This window comes from Klebsiella sp. M041 (assembly GCF_059759695.1).
The window spans coordinates 75,325-91,620 of the sequence record NZ_JCAXWU010000014.1; the positions used below are offsets into that span (position 1 = coordinate 75,325).

A 16,296-nucleotide genomic window follows, 5' to 3' on the forward strand; every position below is an offset into this window, starting at 1 on the left:
GCTAAAACTCAAACTGATAGAGCAAATCGAGCGCCTGGTCGATGCCAGACACCGCTTCCACATATAGCTTAGGCATCAGGCGATAACGTAAAGTCAGCGTCGCCAGGGAATCGAAGATACCGACCCCGTATTTTACCTGCAGACCCGGCAGTACATAGCCGCTGACCACCACCTGGGAAGAGTCGCCTACCCCTTCGGTGTCCAACGCCAAATTGCTTACGCCAAACGTCTCGCCGATTTTACCCACAACCTGACCACTTTGTGCAACCCCCATACCAATAAGCATTGAGGTCATCGCGGCGCTATCGCTCTGTCCGCTGCTCAAACCCTGGCCGCGCAGCAGATAAGAGAGCGCTTCCTGCTGGGACATAACCGGGTCGGAGAAGATCTCCGCTTTCGGCTGATCGGCGGAGCCGGTGACGCGAACGCCGGCGATCACGTCGTCTTCGGTGGCATCCGGGTTACGAATCGCTTCGATATTCAGCAACGGCTGATCCGGCGGACCGGAGAACAGCAGCTCCCCTTTGCGCACAATCAAATCCTGGCCATAGGCGTGGAAGCGGCCGTCCGGAATATTGATCTGCCCGTTGAGTCCCAGCCCCTGCTTATCCTGCGCCACTTTCAGATCGCCGGTCAGACGCGCTTTCAGACCGAAGGCTTCCAGACGAACGTTGTTGCCGACGTGGATCGTCAGGTTGCTGTTGATCGGGATCCCGGCGCTCTGCTGCTTAATCGGCTTGAGGTTTTTGTCGAGCATCACTTCGTCCGACGACACGCCGACCGCGCTCTCCGGCACCTCGTTGACCACGATCCGCGCCCAGGGCACATCCACCTTGCCATCGAGGTTGAACAGGCTTGGCGTGGCGGTAAACACCACGTCCGGCGATACATCGAGACGGACCATCGGCGGCACTGTGATCCGCACCCGGCTGCCCTTCGCCGCAATCTGCGCCCGCCAGTTATCGATCTGCGTCCAGTCGGCGTTCCCGCTAAGGGCGATTTGCCCCTGACGGGTGTTCACCGTCCCCTGCAGGGTCGAGCGCGTGCCGTTGAAGTTCATCGCCAGCTGGCTCGGCTGCATATCAAACGGCATAAAGTTACCGTCGATATCCACCCCGCTTAGCTGCATCTGGCCGAACAGCTGCGGACTTTTCACGTTGCCGCCCAGGCGCAGACGGGCGTTGAGCCGTCCCTCCGCCTTTTCACCGCGGGCGAAAATCGGGTTGATCATCGCCAGCGAGAAGTTGCTGATATTGACGTTGCCGCCGAGGTTACGCCGCCCCTGCGGGTCAGTGACCTGCACCTGCCCATCCAGCTGGCCATTGTTGGTCAGGCGGATAAGCCAGCCCAGCTCCGCGCGATTGTTGTGCAGATCGGCGCTGAGGTTCAGCGTATCGAACGCCACCGGCAGCGGGGCGTCATTGACCACCTGGGTCACTTTGACGTTGCGCCCGCTGAGGGTCACTTTGCCCTGCGGCAGTCCCTCTTTGGTGGTGTCCCAGCTGACATCGGCATTACCGGTAAACACGCCGCTGGCCTGGGTCGCCTCCGGCATAAACGGCTTAAGCATCGCCAGGTCGAAGCGGTTGAGATTCACCCGCGCCCGCCCGCTGGCGCCCGCGTCAATGGTCTCAGGCACGCAGAGCTCGGCGTTCGGGTTGGTCCAGCAGTGTGGCCCGATGCTGATTTTCTGCTCCTGGTTACGGTAGTCCAGCGCAATACTGCGCGTCAGCGCTACCGGCCCTACCGGCGTCTGGAAGCGGGTATCGCTTAGCGCGCCTCTCCAGCGCTCGGCCTGACGATCGAAGCTACCCGCCAGCGCCAGCTGGCCGGAAACCGGATCGCCCTGCACCCGCAGTCGCAGCTCATGCTGCTTCTCAGTGCCTTTGGCATTGAGCTGCACCAGGCTGATATTCACCCCAGGCTGGCTGATGCGATCCACCCGCACGTCCAGGTTGCCGCCAATCTGATCGGTGGATTTCACATCCCCTTTGACGTTAACCTGGGCGATGCTCAGCTCCTGCCAGCGCAGCGCCCGGGCGGTGATGTCCGCCAGCAGCTGCGGCGCATCGACAGTGCCGCGCACTTTCACCAGCCCCTTCGCCGTCCCGCCGAGCCCCGGCAGCGCATTATCCAGGTGCGGCGCATCGATGGTGGCGTCGAGATTCAGATCCTTCACCCCCAGCTCGCCTTTGATATCGGCGCTGTTCGGGCCTAACGCCAGATGCAGCCCCGGGATCTTCCACTGCAGATAGCTGTTGCCCTGCAGCGAGCCGGAGACATCCACCTTGTTCTGTTTCACGTTGCCGGTAATTTTCAGCTCCGGCACCGACATCTGCCAGCTGCCGCCGTACAGGCTGCCCTGGGTCTTGATCCTGCCGTTGAGCTTCGACGGCCAGTCCGGCACCTCTTTGGCGGTGTTGATGCCGTCGAGGGTCAGCTCGCCGCGCCAGCTGATCGCCTGCTGCCAGTCGAGGAGCGCCTTCAGCTCGGTTTTCCCTTCGAGGGCATTGACCGTCAGCTTGTCGAGATTGATCTGCCGCTCATTGCCTTTGGCGTTGAGGGCGATTTTCGCCGGCGGCAGCGACTGGCCTTTCACCGCGGTGGAGAAGGCCAGCGCGTAGTCGGTCATTTTGCCGCTGAACTGCAGCTGGACGTCGTCGGCCTGGAACTGCTTCTCGCCGCTGAACGGCCAGGCGAGCTGCTTGCTCTTCAGCTCCATATTGAGCGGCAGCCCGGCCTCCGCCAGCTGCGCGTCCGCCCGCAGCGTGGCCGCTACCGGCCCGCTTAAGTCCACCCCGACCTTAAGCGTTTTACGTATCTCGCCGCCCACCTTCAGCTGCACTTTCTCCCCTTTCATCGGGTCGACGTTCAGCGTTCCGGCGAGGGTGATGTCTACCGGCCAGTTATCCTGCAGCTGGGCGCTGCCCGAGGCGGTGACTTTGCCCTGATCGGAGTCGATGTCGAGGGCGTCGAGCTTCATCTGCCCGTCGATACTGCTGACTTTCAGCAGCAGGTTATACACGGTGATATCGGTATCGCCGGTGAGGCGCAGCTGTTCGCCGCGGAACGCCTCAATATTGAGGTTCAGCGGCAGATGGACGTCGGTCATCGCCGGCAGCACCGGCTGCGAGAAGAGGTCGGTCATCGTCTCGCCGAGCGGTTTTTCCTGCGGCTGCGGGTTGTCGATTTTCGGTTCAACCACCTGCTCCTGCGCCACTTTCGCCACCTTCGGCAGGGCGATCAGCAGCCCTTGCAGCGAGGTCGGCGTCAGGGTCAGGTTTTTCTCCTGCCAGTTCAGGCCGGTGGAAAAATCGCGCACAGAGACCGCGGTATCGTCGATTTTGACGTTGACGTTATGCAGCGCGACGCGGCTGAGGGCGATCGGATAAGGGGTGGAGAGATTCAGCGGCCCGCTGTCCTCTTCCTCGACCGGCGCAGAGGGCGGCATCTTCTTCGTATCGACGGCGACGTAAATATCGCGCAGCGAGATGTCGTTCACACACAGACTGCTGTCCCACAGGCAGCGCAACCTGACGCTGAGATGAAACTGGCCGGCGGTGACCGCCACGCCAGGCTGCTCATAGCGGACATTATCGAGGGTTAAATCACGCCAGCCGCCGGTCACTTTGCCGATTTCCAGCCCCGGTACCCAGCGATCCGCCGCTTTGAACACCAGATGCAAGCCGGTGGTGGTGCCCACCAGGAACCCGACGGTGCCCAGCAGGAGGACCAACACGATTAAGACGCCGAGGCTTATCTTCTTCCATAAACTCATAATTCAGGCCCCAGACCGATGTAAAACTGTAAACCATGCTCTTCTTTGTCGCCGATTGGCCGGGCGATATCCAGCTTGATCGGCCCCACCGGCGACTGCCAGCGCACGCCCACCCCGGCGCCGGTTTTGAAATCACTTTCGCGAATATCGCTGACCGCTTCGCCGCTATCGACAAACACGGCGCCCCACCATTTGCCGCTGACGTTGTACTGATATTCCAGCGAGCCGGTGGCCAGCTTCGAGGCCCCGATCAGCTTGCCGTCATCGTCCTTCGGCGAGATGGATTTGTATTTATAGCCGCGAATACTGCGATCGCCCCCGGCGAAAAAGCGCAGGTCCGGCGGCACCTTGTCAAAGTTGTCCGCTTCGATCCAGCCCAGGTTGCCGCGCACCACAAAGCGGTGGCGGTCATAGAGGGTACGGATCCAGACATCCTGGGCCTGCATCACGATGAAGTTGATGTCCGAGCCCCACATGGTGTTGGAGTAGTCCACCGAGTAGCGCTGGGAATCGCCCCAGGTGGGCATCAGGCCGCCGCGGGAGCGAGTGCGGTTCACCGAGACCCCGGGGTAAATCAGCATGGTGGTGTTGGTGACGTTCGCCTGGGTAAAGTGGTCCAGGCTCCAGCGCAGGTTGATCGCCCGCTGCCAGCCGCTCGACATCTCCCAGAAACGCGACAACCCAAGGGTGGTGGAGTCAGCCTGGGTGTCATTGAGATCGGTACGCTTAAAGCCGCCCTGCATCAGATAGTACTGCTCGAGCGGGCTCTTGAGCAGCGGGACTTTATAGGTGAAGTCGAACTGCTGCTCCGGGGCGGAGAGGCTGACGCTGGAGGTCAGGCTGTGGCCATAGGAGTTCATCCACGGTTTTTTCCACGTGGCTTTTACCCGCGGACCGACGTCTGTGGAGTACCCTACCCCGGTTTCCACGGTGTTCTCTTTGCGTGGCGAGACAACGCCCTGCAGAGGCAGCACCTTGGTTTTCCGTGACTTAGCAAAATCAGGCGCCACCACCACCGAACTGAACCACCCGGTCGCCGCCAGGCGGCGGTTTAGCTCGGCCAGGTCCTGAGAGGTGTAGTAGTCGCCCTCTTTAAACGGTACGAGGTTTTGCAGGTATTCATCACGAATTTGCGATCCGGAGAAGGTGACGTGGCCAAAGCGATAGCGTTCGCCGCTGTCGTAATCGATATCCCAGAACGCCTGATGGCGATCGAGGGAGACCCCCAGCTGGCTTTTATTGAACTCGCTGTCAAAGTAGCCTTTGCGCAGGGCGACGCGGGTCAGGGAGCTCTTGAAACCGTCGTAATCGCCGTGGTTGAGCACCGTCCCGATGGCCGGGCGGGTTTTCAACAGCGCCAGATAGTCGCTGTCGGTGCGGGCGCCGCCGCGCAGAATCACCTCGGTGCCGCCAATGCGCACCGGCTCACCCGGGGTCACTTTGGCGATCAGCACCTGACGGCCCCTTTTCGGCGGCGGACGAAGATCAAATTCAATCGTCGGCTCGTAATACCCCAGCGCTTTCAGACCTTCGCGAATGGCGTCATCGACGCGCGCGCGAAAGCGACGATCCGGCGTGACCTCATCACTCTGGATGGTGGAAAGCTGGGCGCGAACGTTTTTCTCCAGCTCCCCGGATAATCCTTCAACCTGCAAACGCACATTCGCTGCGCTGGCGATCCCGCTGACCAGCAAAAGGCTGGTGACACATAACTGGCGGATTTTTAGCACATTTTCTCCTGAATATCCCTGTTTCCCCCTACAGGAAACACTGGCGCCGCTCCACGGCTTAACAAAACCCTAACAACGTAGGGTTGAAAAAGTGGCAATAACCCAAATAATTCTTATGTATTAATCTAGACGTATTACGCGTATTTATTGTGTTAAAAGACACGCTTCGTTACAACCTTAACGACGATTTCTGTATTGAGAGGCCCACCGTGAGTCTATTTGATAAAACGCATCTTGTCGCCCAGGCGGATGCGCTGCCTGGACGTAATACCCCGATGCCTGTGGCGACGCTCCACGCAGTTAACGGCCACTCGATGACCAACGTCCCGGCGGGGATGGAAGTCGCGCTGTTCGCCATGGGCTGCTTCTGGGGAGTTGAACGTCTGTTCTGGCAATTGCCGGGGGTTTACAGCACCGCCGCCGGCTACACTGGCGGCTATACGCCCAATCCGACCTATCGTGAAGTGTGCAGCGGCCAGACCGGTCACGCGGAAGCGGTTCGCGTGGTCTACGATCCGCAGGTCATCAGCTATGAGCAGTTATTGCAGGTGTTCTGGGAAAATCACGACCCGGCGCAGGGAATGAGACAGGGTAACGACCACGGCACCCAGTACCGTTCGGCGATTTACCCGTTGACGCAGGAACAGACGGAGGCGGCAAAGGCCAGCCTCGCGCGCTTCCAGGCGGCGATGAACGACGCGCACGATACCCGGCACATCACCACCGAGATCGCCACCGCCAAGCCGTTCTACTATGCCGAGGACGATCACCAGCAGTATCTGTATAAGAACCCGCACGGCTATTGCGGCATCGGCGGCATTGGCGTCTGCCTGCCGCCTCAGGCGTAATTCTGATTTCCGCCTCAACAGCGAGGCGGTTAATGAACGCTCTGGCGGCTTTACATTCCCTTACGCTATACTACCCAGTGTGACAGCCGGTCCAGCGCCTTCGGACCGGTTTTTTATGTATTCCACATTTGAGTTATCAACTTCCCTTCCGAGGATCTGACCTCAACGGTCAGAAAAGATATGTTAAACAGTATTTTAGTAATACTCTGTCTGATAGCCGTCAGTGCCTTTTTTTCGATATCGGAAATCTCACTGGCCGCCTCACGTAAAATCAAACTGAAACTGCTGGCCGATGAAGGCAACGTCAACGCACAGCGGGTGCTGAAGATGCAGGAGAACCCGGGCACCTTCTTTACCGTTGTGCAGATTGGCCTTAACGCCGTCGCCATTCTGGGCGGTATAGTGGGCGACGCGGCCTTCTCCCCGGCGTTTTATAGCCTGCTCAGCGGGTATATGTCACCGGAGCTCTCCGAGCAGCTGAGCTTCATCATCTCTTTTACCCTGGTCACCAGCTTGTTCATCCTGTTTGCTGACCTGACTCCGAAACGCATCGGTATGATTGCGCCCGAAACCGTGGCCCTGCGCATCATCAACCCGATGCGCTTCTGCCTGTTAGTCTTCCGCCCGCTGGTGTGGTTGTTTAACGGCATGGCTAATATGATCTTCCGCATCTTCAAACTGCCGATGGTGCGGAAAGACGATATCACCTCCGACGATATCTATGCCGTGGTTGAGGCCGGCGCGCTGGCCGGGGTGCTGCGCAAGCAGGAGCATGAGCTGATTGAGAACGTGTTCGAGCTGGAGTCCCGCACCGTTCCTTCCTCCATGACCCCGCGTGAAAGCGTCATTTGGTTTGATTTGCATGAAGACGAGCAGAGCCTGAAGAATAAAGTGGCCGAGCATCCGCACTCGAAGTTCCTCGTCTGTAATGAAGATATCGACCATATTATCGGCTACGTCGATTCCAAAGATCTGCTGAACCGCGTGCTGGCGAACCAGAGCCTGGTGCTGACCGGCGGCGTGCAGATCCGCAACACGCTGATCGTCCCGGATACCCTGACCCTCTCCGAAGCGCTGGAAAGCTTCAAAACCGCCGGGGAAGACTTCGCGGTGATCATGAATGAATATGCGCTGGTGGTCGGGATCATCACCCTTAACGACGTGATGACGACTTTGATGGGCGATCTCGTCGGCCAGGGGCTGGAAGAGCAGATCGTCGCTCGCGATGAAAACTCGTGGCTGATCGATGGCGGTACGCCGATTGATGACGTGATGCGCGTGCTGGATATCGACGAGTTTCCGCAGTCCGGGAACTACGAGACCATCGGCGGCTTTATGATGTTTATGCTGCGTAAAATCCCCAAGCGCACCGACGCGGTGAAGTTCTCCGGCTATAAGTTCGAGGTCGTGGATATCGACAACTACCGTATCGACCAGCTGCTGGTGACCCGCATCGATAACAAGCCAACGGTGCTGGTGCCCAAGCAGTCGGAAGCGGCGGAAAGCCAGAACGCCTGAGCGTCATCTTTTCTCTCTCTTAAGGGCGGATGATCATCCGCCCTTTTTATTGCCCGAATGTGAAGCGGCTCACGCCCCTCTGCCGATAGCAGATTATTACTGCTCCATAGCGAAACGTTCATGACTCCCCCGTGCGCAAAAAGGTAACGTTGCTCGCGTCTACACGATCATATTCCTGAATAAAGGAAGCGAGGGTTACCATGATAACGTCGAATAAAAATTACTTTATCAGCTGTCTGTTTTTCCTGTTTTTCTTTATAGGCTGGGGATGCTGCTACCCCTATTTATCACTGTGGTTAACGGAAACCATCGGTATTAACTACACGGACGTCGGTCTGGTTTATTCTTTCACCGCCATTGTGGCCGTCTGCGTTCAGCCATTATTCGGTTTTATATCGGATAAGCTGGTGTATCGTAAGAATTTGATGTGGATGCTGGCGATCATTATCACCTTATTCGCCCCATACTGGATCTATGTCTTCGCGCCTCTGTTAAAAATAAATGTGTTCCTCGGCGCACTGGCTGGCGGCCTCTATATTGGCATGGCCTACGGCGCAGGCTGCGGGATTTGCGAAGCCTACATCGATAAGGTCAGCCGCGCCTCCGGCTTCGAATTTGGTCGGGCGAGGATGTTCGGCGGCATCGGCGCCGCGATCGGCACCTTTGCGGCAGGGAAGCTCTACGGCATCGATCAGAACATGATTTTCTGGCTGGCCAGCGCGGCAGGTGTCTGCCTGCTGGTGATTGTCTGGAAAATGCAGATCAGCACCCATCAGCAGCAGGGGCTACTGTCTGGCAAAACGTCTCCGGTCACCCTCCGCGATGCCGCCTCGCTGCTGAAAATTAAAAAATTCTGGTTCTTCGCGCTCTATGTGATTGGCGTGGGCGCGGTCTATGAAACCTATGACCAGCAGTTCGCTATCTACTACAGCCACTTCTTTGAGAGTAAAGCCCGGGGCGCAGAAGTCTTCGGTTATTTAACGACAGGGCAGATTTTCCTTGATGCCGTCGTCATGTTCTTTGCGCCGTGGTTTGTGAATAAAATCGGCCCCAAAAATGCGCTGTTATACTGCGGGCTGATTATGAGCTTGCGCATTATCGGTTCCGCGTGGGCTATTGGCCCGATATCCATCAGCCTGATTAAACTTCTCCATGGATTCGAAAGCTCGGTGTTACTCGTCGCGGCGCTTAAATATATTACCGCTAACTTTAACCCCCTGCTTTCTGCGACGGTTTACTTAATTGGTTTTCAGTTTTCAAAAAGCTTTAGCTCTATTTTCCTCTCCACCGGCATCGGCCATATGTACCAGAGAATGGGCTTTACCAGCAGCTATATCGTGCTGGGAAGTATCGCACTGTGCTTCACGCTCATTTCGTTTATCACGCTGGATAAAGCGCGCGTGTTCTCTTCACAACCTGTGCCCGCGAATTAATGTCAGGAGGTAGTCTGCATGTCTCAGTTATTTTATGGCGTGGCGTATTACGATGAATATATGCCGGAAGATCGGCTGGCCAAGGATATTGCCTTAATGCGCGAAACCGGCATTAACGTAGTGCGTATCGCCGAGTCCACATGGAGTACGCTGGAGCCGAAAGAGGGCCAGTACAATTTCTACCATATCGACCGGGTGCTGGCGGCGATGCATGAGGCCGGCATCGCGGTCATCGTCGGGACGCCGACCTACGCGGTCCCGGCCTGGCTGGCGGCGAAACATCCCGATATTCTGGTCACCACCGTCACAGGGCAGCAAAAGTATGGCCCACGGCAGATCATGGATATCGTCAACCCGACCTTTCGCCGCTATGCCGAAAAAATTATCCGCACGCTGATGGCGCATGTGCAGCACCATCCGGCAATTATCGGCTGGCAACTGGATAACGAAACCAAGCATTACGACAATATCGGCCGCTATATGCAGGAGGGCTTTGTGCGCAGCCTGCAGGAGAAATATCCTGACCTCCGGCAGCTAAATCACGATTTCGGTCTGGATTACTGGAGCAACCGCATTGACCGCTGGCAGGATTTTCCGCCGGTGGAAAATACCATCAACGCCAGCCTCGCCTGCGCCTTTTTCCGTTATCAGCGCCAGCAGGTCACCGAGTATCTGGCCTGGCAGGCGGAGATCGTGCGCGAGTACGCCCAGCCGCACCAGTTCGTCACCCACAACTTCGATTTTGAATGGCGCGGTTACTCTTACGGCGTGCAGCCGCGGGTCGACCATTTTGCGGCAGCGCAGGCACTGGATATCGCCGGTGTTGATATCTATCACCCGAGCCAGGCGCACCTGACCGGGCGGGAAATCGCCTTCGGCGGCGCCATCACCCGCTCGCTTAAGCCGGGCCAGAACTACTTCGTGCTGGAAACGCAGGCGCAGGGTTTCGCCCAGTGGACTCCCTTCCCGGGCCAGCTGCGCCTGCAGGCGTTCAGCCATATCGCCTCCGGCGCCGCCATGGTCTCCTACTGGCATTGGCATTCGATTCATAACGCCTTCGAAACCTACTGGAAGGGGCTGCTCAGCCACGACTTCTCGCGTAATCCGACCTGGCAGGAGGCCACCACTATCGGGGCTGACTTTGCCCGCCTGTCGCCGCAGCTGGCGGAGCTGAAGGCCGAAAACGACGTTGCGCTGCTGATAAGCAATGAGGCAATGGACGCCCTTAACCAGTTCCGCCCCGGCGACGCCGAGGGCAATATTTATAACGATATTTTCCGCCGCTTCCACGATGCGCTGTATGACCACAATATCAGCCTCGATATCATCCACGACGTCAACGAGGAGACCTCTCGCTACCGGGTGCTGATCGTTCCCGGACTGTACGCTGCCGATGATGGCCTGCTGGCGCGTATCAACCACTATATCGCCGAGGGCGGCAGAGCGCTTATCGGCTTTAAATCGGGCTTTAGCGATGAAAACGTCAAAGTGCGCCGCAGCGCGCAGCCTGGGATCCTGCGGCAGAGCTGCGGCGTCAGCTACAGCCAGTTCACCCTGCCGGAAGGGACCACGGTAAGCTCATGCTGCGCGGATATTGATTGCCGCAACGACAATCAGGCTGAGCTGTGGATGGAGCTGCTGACGCCCGATGCCGGGACCCGCACTCTGCTGCGCTATCAGCATCCGGCATGGGGCGAGTACGCGGCCGCCACCGAAGCGGATTATGGCCGGGGACGAGCGATGTACGTTGGCTTCCTGCCGCAGAAGCGATTGATTAGCCAGCTGTTTGATGTACTCACTGCCGATCTCGCATTGCGCTCGCGCACTTCCGCCTATCGCTACCCATTAGTGGTCAAAAAGATGCGTAATCGTGCCGGGAAAACCATCCACTTCCTGTTCAATTACTCTGGCGAGACGCTCGATTTCGGTAGCGAAACGGCGGGGAACGACCTGCTGAGCGGGGAAACAGTGCGCTGCGGCCAGCCGTTGCGCCTCAGGGCATGGGAATTTACTATCATCGAAAGGTAATGACGCTGCGACGCTCAGGTGGGGGAGAGAATGGAACTTGATATCAATGAGCTACTTAATTTCTCGCCATTGATGAAAACCTTTACCTTCAATGCCTGGGTTGTCGCGGGCTTCACGCCGATAACCCGCGGCTCCAAACTGGACTACTACATTAATCGTCCGCAGGGGATGAAAGGTTACATCATCAATCTGACCCTGCGTGGCCAGGCGCGGGCGAAAGCGGGCGATGGCTTTCTTCTGTGTCGGGAAAACGATCTGCTGCTGTTTCCCCCCGGCGTGCCTCATCATTACGGCAGAGACGAACACAGCGAGTATTGGGACCATCTCTGGATCTACTTTATTCCCCGCCCCTACTGGATAGACTGGCTAAAATGGGACCAAACCACGCACGGCATCGGCAAAACGACCGTTGCTGACCCCGACCAGCTCCAGCACCTGCGCGATCTGTTCCATGAAGTGATACGCCACCACTCGGCCTCCGCGCCGCTGTCGGAAGCGCTGGCGATGAACGCCCTGGAAAGGTTGATCCTCCGCTGTTTTCAGCAACAGCCCATCAGCAACCGCCACGCCCACGATCCGCGAATTAACGCCGTCTGCGACTACCTTAACGCCCATATCGCGCAAGAGGTAAAAATCGAGACCCTGGCGGCGATGGTATTTATCTCTCCTTCACGTCTGGCGCACCTTTTCAAAAATGAGCTGGGGCAGACGGTTTACGCCTGGCGGGAAGCTCAGCGCATCAACCGCGCCAGGTGGCTCATTCAGAGCACCACACTCCCGCTTAACAAGATTGCCTTATCGGTGGGTTACAGCGATCCGGTCTATTTCACCCGCTTGTTTCGTAAACACAACGGCATTCCACCGGGGGAGTATCGCAAACGCTATGCGGAGATGAAGGGCTGAAAACATCAACGGCCCCCATCGGGAGCCGTCTTTTACCTACTACGTACTGCTACGTGTCAGGTTATGCCATCTCAGTTTGCAGACGCAACACCTGACGATTGACTTCGGACATCACTGACAGATGCAGCTTGTCCTTGACCTTCGGGATAAGGATTTTGCCCTTATCAAATTCAAATGCGCCAACGTCCTTGATGTACAACCGTCCACGAAACAGGATCTTCACGTACTTCGCCACTTGCAGCGGATTGTAGCGTTGGAAAATTTTCATTCTTCTCTCCTGCCAGGGTTACGCTCCTGTGGTGCCACAGTTAGCCCACGTATCGGGAGCGCAAATTTTAATGCCCTAAAACTATAGTCCAGAATCTCAGAGGGACCCAGTGTGTATAAGTTTATTTACCGTTTGATGACAATAATTCAGAATTTTCGTTTCGGACATACGATGAAGTAAGTATAAGTCGCCGTTTTTCGACTAATTTGTGCGTCAACACGCAAACTGGCATCCTCATTGCGGGTAATCGTCGCCAATCGCACTTATCATTAAACGAGACCAAGTGGTCGGATCACCTGCACAAAAATGATTAAGGATTCCGCATGACCCTACGTAGCATACTGGCCGCCTCGTTACTCCTCTTCCCGCTGCTGGCCTCAGCGCATAACTTTGTCGACGGCCAGCGCGTGGCGCCGGTCGGCGTCGCGGATCGGGGCGAACTTATTCTGGATAATGATAAGTTTAGCTATAAAAACTGGAATAGCTCGCAGCTGGTGGGAAAAGTGCGAGTCATCCAGCACATCGCTGGTCGCTCGTCAGCAAAAGAGAAAAATGCCAACCTGATCGAGGCAATTAAAGCGGCGAGCTTCCCACACGATCGCTATCAGACCACCACCATTGTCAATACCGACGATGCCATTCCGGGCACCGGCATGTTCGTGCGCAACAGTATCGAGAGTAATAAACAGCTCTTCCCGTGGTCGCAATTTATCGTCGACAGCAACGGGCTGGTGCGAAAAGCCTGGCAGCTGGACGAGAAGAGCTCCGCGATTGTGGTGCTGGATAAGAGCGGGCGCGTACAGTGGGCCAAAGACGGCGCGCTCACCCAGCAGGAGGTGCAGCAGGTGATCGACCTGCTGCGTAAGCTGCTTAATAAATAGAGACCCGGAAGCCGGGGTTGAGGAAGGATTCACGCGGCGTGTAGTCGAGGGTTTTCCCCTGCCAGTCGTGAACATGCGCCCCGGCGGCGACCGCGACCGCATGGCCGGCGGCGGTGTCCCAGGTGCTGGTCGGCCCGAAGCGCGGATAGAGCTGGGCCTGACCTTCCGCCACCAGGCAGAACTTCAGCGAGGAGCCGATAGAGGTGGTCTGGTGCTCGCCCAGCTGCTCAAGGTACTCCTGCAGCTCGGGATCGTTGCCATGGGAGCGGCTGATCACCACCAGCGGCGGGCGGGCATCGCGGACCTGGATCTGCTTGCGCACGCCGCACTCTTCTTTCCAGGCTTTGCCTTTTTCCGCGCTGTACATCACCTTCATCACCGGCGCGTAGACCACGCCCAGCGTCGGCTTGCCGTTTTCAATCAGCGCGATATTGACAGTGAACTCGCCGTTACGCTTAATAAATTCTTTGGTGCCGTCCAGCGGGTCGACCAGCCAGTAGCGCTGCCAGTGCTGACGCACTTCCCAGGCCGGCGGGTCCTCTTCCGACAAAACAGGAATGGTGGCATCCAGCGCCTGCAGGCCGCTGACAATGACTTTATGCGCCGCGATATCCGCCGCCGTGACCGGAGAATCATCTTTCTTGCTGGCGACGTTGATCGGTTGGTTTCCATCGTAAACTTCCATGATGGCATCGCCCGCGTTCCGTGCAAGCTGACATACTTGTTCTAACATTCTCCACCTCGTCTGGTTACAGTGGCGTTAACTCGTTGTTTTATTTATATCGCATCACCGCAAGTTCCGCTATCTGTGATAACGATGGCGGTTTCGCTGCCCACTTTTCTGGCAAGATTCACATTTCTGTAAGCAACAGAATATAAATACATTTTCTTCTGTGCTATCGCTCATAAAAAAAGGACGCCTCTGATGATTAAGTTTAGCGCAACGCTCCTGGCCACGCTGATCGCCGCCAGCGTCAGCGCCGCAACGGTCGACCTGCGGATCATGGAAACCACCGATCTGCACAGCAATATGATGGACTTTGACTATTACAAAGATGCCGCCACGGAGAAATTCGGCCTGGTGCGTACCGCCACCCTGATCGAACAGGCGCGGGCAGAAGCGAAAAACAGCGTACTGGTAGATAACGGGGATGTGATCCAGGGGAGCCCGCTGGGCGACTACATGGCCGCCAGGGGGCTGAAAGAGGGCGATGTTCATCCAGTGTATAAGGCGATGAATACCCTGAATTATGCCGTCGGCAACCTGGGCAACCATGAATTCAACTACGGCCTCGACTTCCTGCACAAAGCGCTGGCCGGGGCGAAATTCCCCTACGTGAACGCCAATATCATCGATGCCAAAACCGGCAAACCGCTGTTTACGCCGTACCTGATTCAGGATACCCCGGTTCAGGACAGCGACGGTCAATCCCACACCCTGCGCATCGGCTATATCGGCTTTGTGCCGCCGCAGATCATGACCTGGGATAAAGCCAATCTTAGCGGCAAAGTGACGGTCAACGACATTACCGAAACCGCGCGCAAATATATCCCGGAGATGCGGGCGAAAGGCGCTGACGTGGTCGTGGTGGTCGCGCACTCCGGCCTCTCCGCCGACCCGTATCAGGCGATGGCCGAGAACTCGGTCTACTACTTAAGCCAGCTGCCCGGCGTTGACGCCATCATGTTCGGCCACGCCCATGCGGTGTTCCCCGGCAAAGACTTCGCCAACATTAAAGGCGCGGATATCGCCAGAGGGACGCTGAACGGCGTGCCGGCGGTAATGCCGGGAATGTGGGGCGATCACCTCGGGGTGGTCGATCTGGTGCTGAACAACGACAGCGGAAAATGGCAGGTGACTCAGAGTAAAGCGGAAGCGCGGCCAATCTACGACGCGGTGGCGAAGAAATCGCTGGCGGCGGAAGACGGCAAGCTGGTGGCGGTGCTGAAAGCCGATCACGACGCCACTCGCGAGTTCGTCAGTCAGCCGATCGGCAAGTCCGCCGACAACATGTACAGCTATCTGGCGCTGGTGCAGGACGACCCGACGGTGCAGGTGGTCAACATGGCGCAAAAAGCCTACGTCGAACACTACATTCAGGGCGACCCGGATCTGGCGAAACTGCCGGTGCTCTCCGCCGCCGCGCCGTTTAAAGTCGGCGGGCGTAAAAACGATCCGGCGAGCTTCGTGGAAGTGGAAAAAGGCCAGCTCACCTTCCGCAACGCCGCCGACCTCTATCTCTACCCCAACACCCTGGTGGTGATGAAGGTCAGCGGGAAAGAGGTCAAGGAGTGGCTGGAGTGCTCCGCCGGGCAGTTTAACCAGATAGACCCGGCCAGCAGCAAGCCGCAGTCGCTGATCAACTGGGACGGCTTCCGCACCTATAACTTCGACGTGATTGACGGAGTGAACTACCAGATCGACGTTAGCCAGCCGGCCCGCTACGACGGCGAGTGCCAGATGATCCATCCGCAGGCAGAGCGCATCAAGGGCCTGACCTTCAATGGCAAACCGGTCGATCCGCAGGCCACTTTCCTGGTCGCCACCAATAACTATCGCGCTTATGGCGGTAAATTCGCCGGCACCGGCGAAAGCCATATCGCCTTTGCCTCACCGGATGAAAACCGTTCGGTGCTGGCGGCGTGGATTGGCGCGCAATCGAAGAAGGATGGCGCGATCCATCCGGCGGCGGATAACAACTGGCGCCTGGCGTCGATCCACAGTAAGACGCCGCTGGATATTCGTTTTGAGACCTCGCCTGGCGACAAAGCCGCGGCGTTTATCAAAGAGAAAGCCCAGTATCCGATGCGCCAGGTGGCCGCCGATGATATCGGCTTCGCCATTTATCAGCTGGATTTGAGTCAGTAATGCCTGTTCCCCGGTGGCGCTGCGCTTACCGGGGCTACAG

Annotated in this window: 11 protein-coding genes; 7 read left to right on the top strand and 4 right to left on the bottom strand. The window is 57.5% G+C overall.

Translation table 11 applies throughout. From position 1 onward, the window contains the following. Position 1: 1 nt before the first annotated feature. Positions 2 to 3,778, bottom strand: coding sequence for an autotransporter assembly complex protein TamB (gene tamB / locus AC6CWS_RS18705; RefSeq protein ID WP_065882708.1), 3,777 nt, complete (start codon positions 3,776 to 3,778; stop codon positions 2 to 4). Continuing rightward, a complete protein-coding gene (tamA, locus tag AC6CWS_RS18710; RefSeq protein WP_023291743.1) occupies positions 3,775 to 5,508 on the bottom strand; it encodes an autotransporter assembly complex protein TamA in 1,734 nt (577 codons plus the stop codon). The genes tamB and tamA overlap by 4 nt, the downstream gene beginning before the upstream one ends. 209 nt (positions 5,509 to 5,717) lie before the next feature. Here tamA and msrA point away from each other — a divergent pair, with 209 nt between their 5' ends. The 5 genes from msrA (at position 5,718) to araC (ending at position 12,238) form a co-directional block, all read left to right on the top strand. After that, the gene (msrA, locus tag AC6CWS_RS18715; protein ID WP_102004665.1) at positions 5,718 to 6,356 is read left to right on the top strand and encodes a peptide-methionine (S)-S-oxide reductase MsrA; all 639 of its coding nucleotides are present in this window, start codon (positions 5,718 to 5,720) and stop codon (positions 6,354 to 6,356) included. A gap of 180 nt (positions 6,357 to 6,536) precedes the next feature. Further along, complete coding sequence (paeA, locus tag AC6CWS_RS18720; RefSeq protein ID WP_023291742.1) at positions 6,537 to 7,874, top strand: polyamine export protein PaeA; 1,338 nt, start codon at positions 6,537 to 6,539, stop codon at positions 7,872 to 7,874. A gap of 200 nt (positions 7,875 to 8,074) precedes the next feature. Continuing rightward, a complete protein-coding gene (locus AC6CWS_RS18725) occupies positions 8,075 to 9,307 on the top strand; it encodes an oligosaccharide MFS transporter (RefSeq protein WP_032454642.1) in 1,233 nt (410 codons plus the stop codon). An 18-nt stretch (positions 9,308 to 9,325) separates the two neighbouring features. Further along, positions 9,326 to 11,335 (top strand): beta-galactosidase, encoded by a 2,010-nt coding sequence (locus AC6CWS_RS18730; RefSeq protein WP_065882709.1) that lies wholly within the window; start codon positions 9,326 to 9,328, stop codon positions 11,333 to 11,335. A 30-nt stretch (positions 11,336 to 11,365) separates the two neighbouring features. Continuing rightward, positions 11,366 to 12,238: an arabinose operon transcriptional regulator AraC gene (gene araC / locus AC6CWS_RS18735; RefSeq protein ID WP_023291739.1), complete on the top strand. Its 873-nt coding sequence runs from the start codon at positions 11,366 to 11,368 to the stop codon at positions 12,236 to 12,238. Between the two features lie 61 nt (positions 12,239 to 12,299). Here the strand turns inward: araC and AC6CWS_RS18740 are convergent, their stop codons facing one another. Further along, the gene (locus tag AC6CWS_RS18740) at positions 12,300 to 12,506 is read right to left on the bottom strand and encodes a DUF1107 domain-containing protein (RefSeq protein ID WP_002886707.1); all 207 of its coding nucleotides are present in this window, start codon (positions 12,504 to 12,506) and stop codon (positions 12,300 to 12,302) included. Positions 12,507 to 12,829: 323 nt separating this feature from the next. Here AC6CWS_RS18740 and AC6CWS_RS18745 point away from each other — a divergent pair, with 323 nt between their 5' ends. After that, complete coding sequence (locus AC6CWS_RS18745) at positions 12,830 to 13,387, top strand: YtfJ family protein (RefSeq protein WP_023291738.1); 558 nt, start codon at positions 12,830 to 12,832, stop codon at positions 13,385 to 13,387. Here AC6CWS_RS18745 and cysQ read toward each other — a convergent pair. Then, entirely contained in the window at positions 13,377 to 14,120 is a 744-nt protein-coding gene (gene cysQ / locus AC6CWS_RS18750; protein WP_023291737.1) for a 3'(2'),5'-bisphosphate nucleotidase CysQ, read from the bottom strand. The two genes, AC6CWS_RS18745 and cysQ, sit on opposite strands and share 11 nt — an antisense overlap. Positions 14,121 to 14,312: 192 nt before the next feature. On the opposite strand from cysQ, the gene AC6CWS_RS18755 reads away from it, so the two are divergent. Beyond that, complete coding sequence (locus AC6CWS_RS18755) at positions 14,313 to 16,256, top strand: bifunctional 2',3'-cyclic-nucleotide 2'-phosphodiesterase/3'-nucleotidase (protein ID WP_080901603.1); 1,944 nt, start codon at positions 14,313 to 14,315, stop codon at positions 16,254 to 16,256. Positions 16,257 to 16,296 lie beyond the last annotated feature (40 nt).

Bases quoted from the DNA above. Each gene is read 5' to 3' on its own strand.
- AC6CWS_RS18730 (WP_065882709.1), top strand. From the start codon at position 9,326: ATGTCTCAGTTATTTTATGGCGTGGCGTATTACGATGAATATATGCCG.
- paeA (WP_023291742.1), top strand. From the start codon at position 6,537: ATGTTAAACAGTATTTTAGTAATACTCTGTCTGATAGCCGTCAGTGCC.
- AC6CWS_RS18725 (WP_032454642.1), top strand. From the start codon at position 8,075: ATGATAACGTCGAATAAAAATTACTTTATCAGCTGTCTGTTTTTCCTG.
- tamB (WP_065882708.1), bottom strand. From the start codon at position 3,778: ATGAGTTTATGGAAGAAGATAAGCCTCGGCGTCTTAATCGTGTTGGTC.
- araC (WP_023291739.1), top strand. From the start codon at position 11,366: ATGGAACTTGATATCAATGAGCTACTTAATTTCTCGCCATTGATGAAA.
- AC6CWS_RS18740 (WP_002886707.1), bottom strand. From the start codon at position 12,506: ATGAAAATTTTCCAACGCTACAATCCGCTGCAAGTGGCGAAGTACGTG.
- AC6CWS_RS18745 (WP_023291738.1), top strand. From the start codon at position 12,830: ATGACCCTACGTAGCATACTGGCCGCCTCGTTACTCCTCTTCCCGCTG.
- AC6CWS_RS18755 (WP_080901603.1), top strand. From the start codon at position 14,313: ATGATTAAGTTTAGCGCAACGCTCCTGGCCACGCTGATCGCCGCCAGC.
- cysQ (WP_023291737.1), bottom strand. From the start codon at position 14,120: ATGTTAGAACAAGTATGTCAGCTTGCACGGAACGCGGGCGATGCCATC.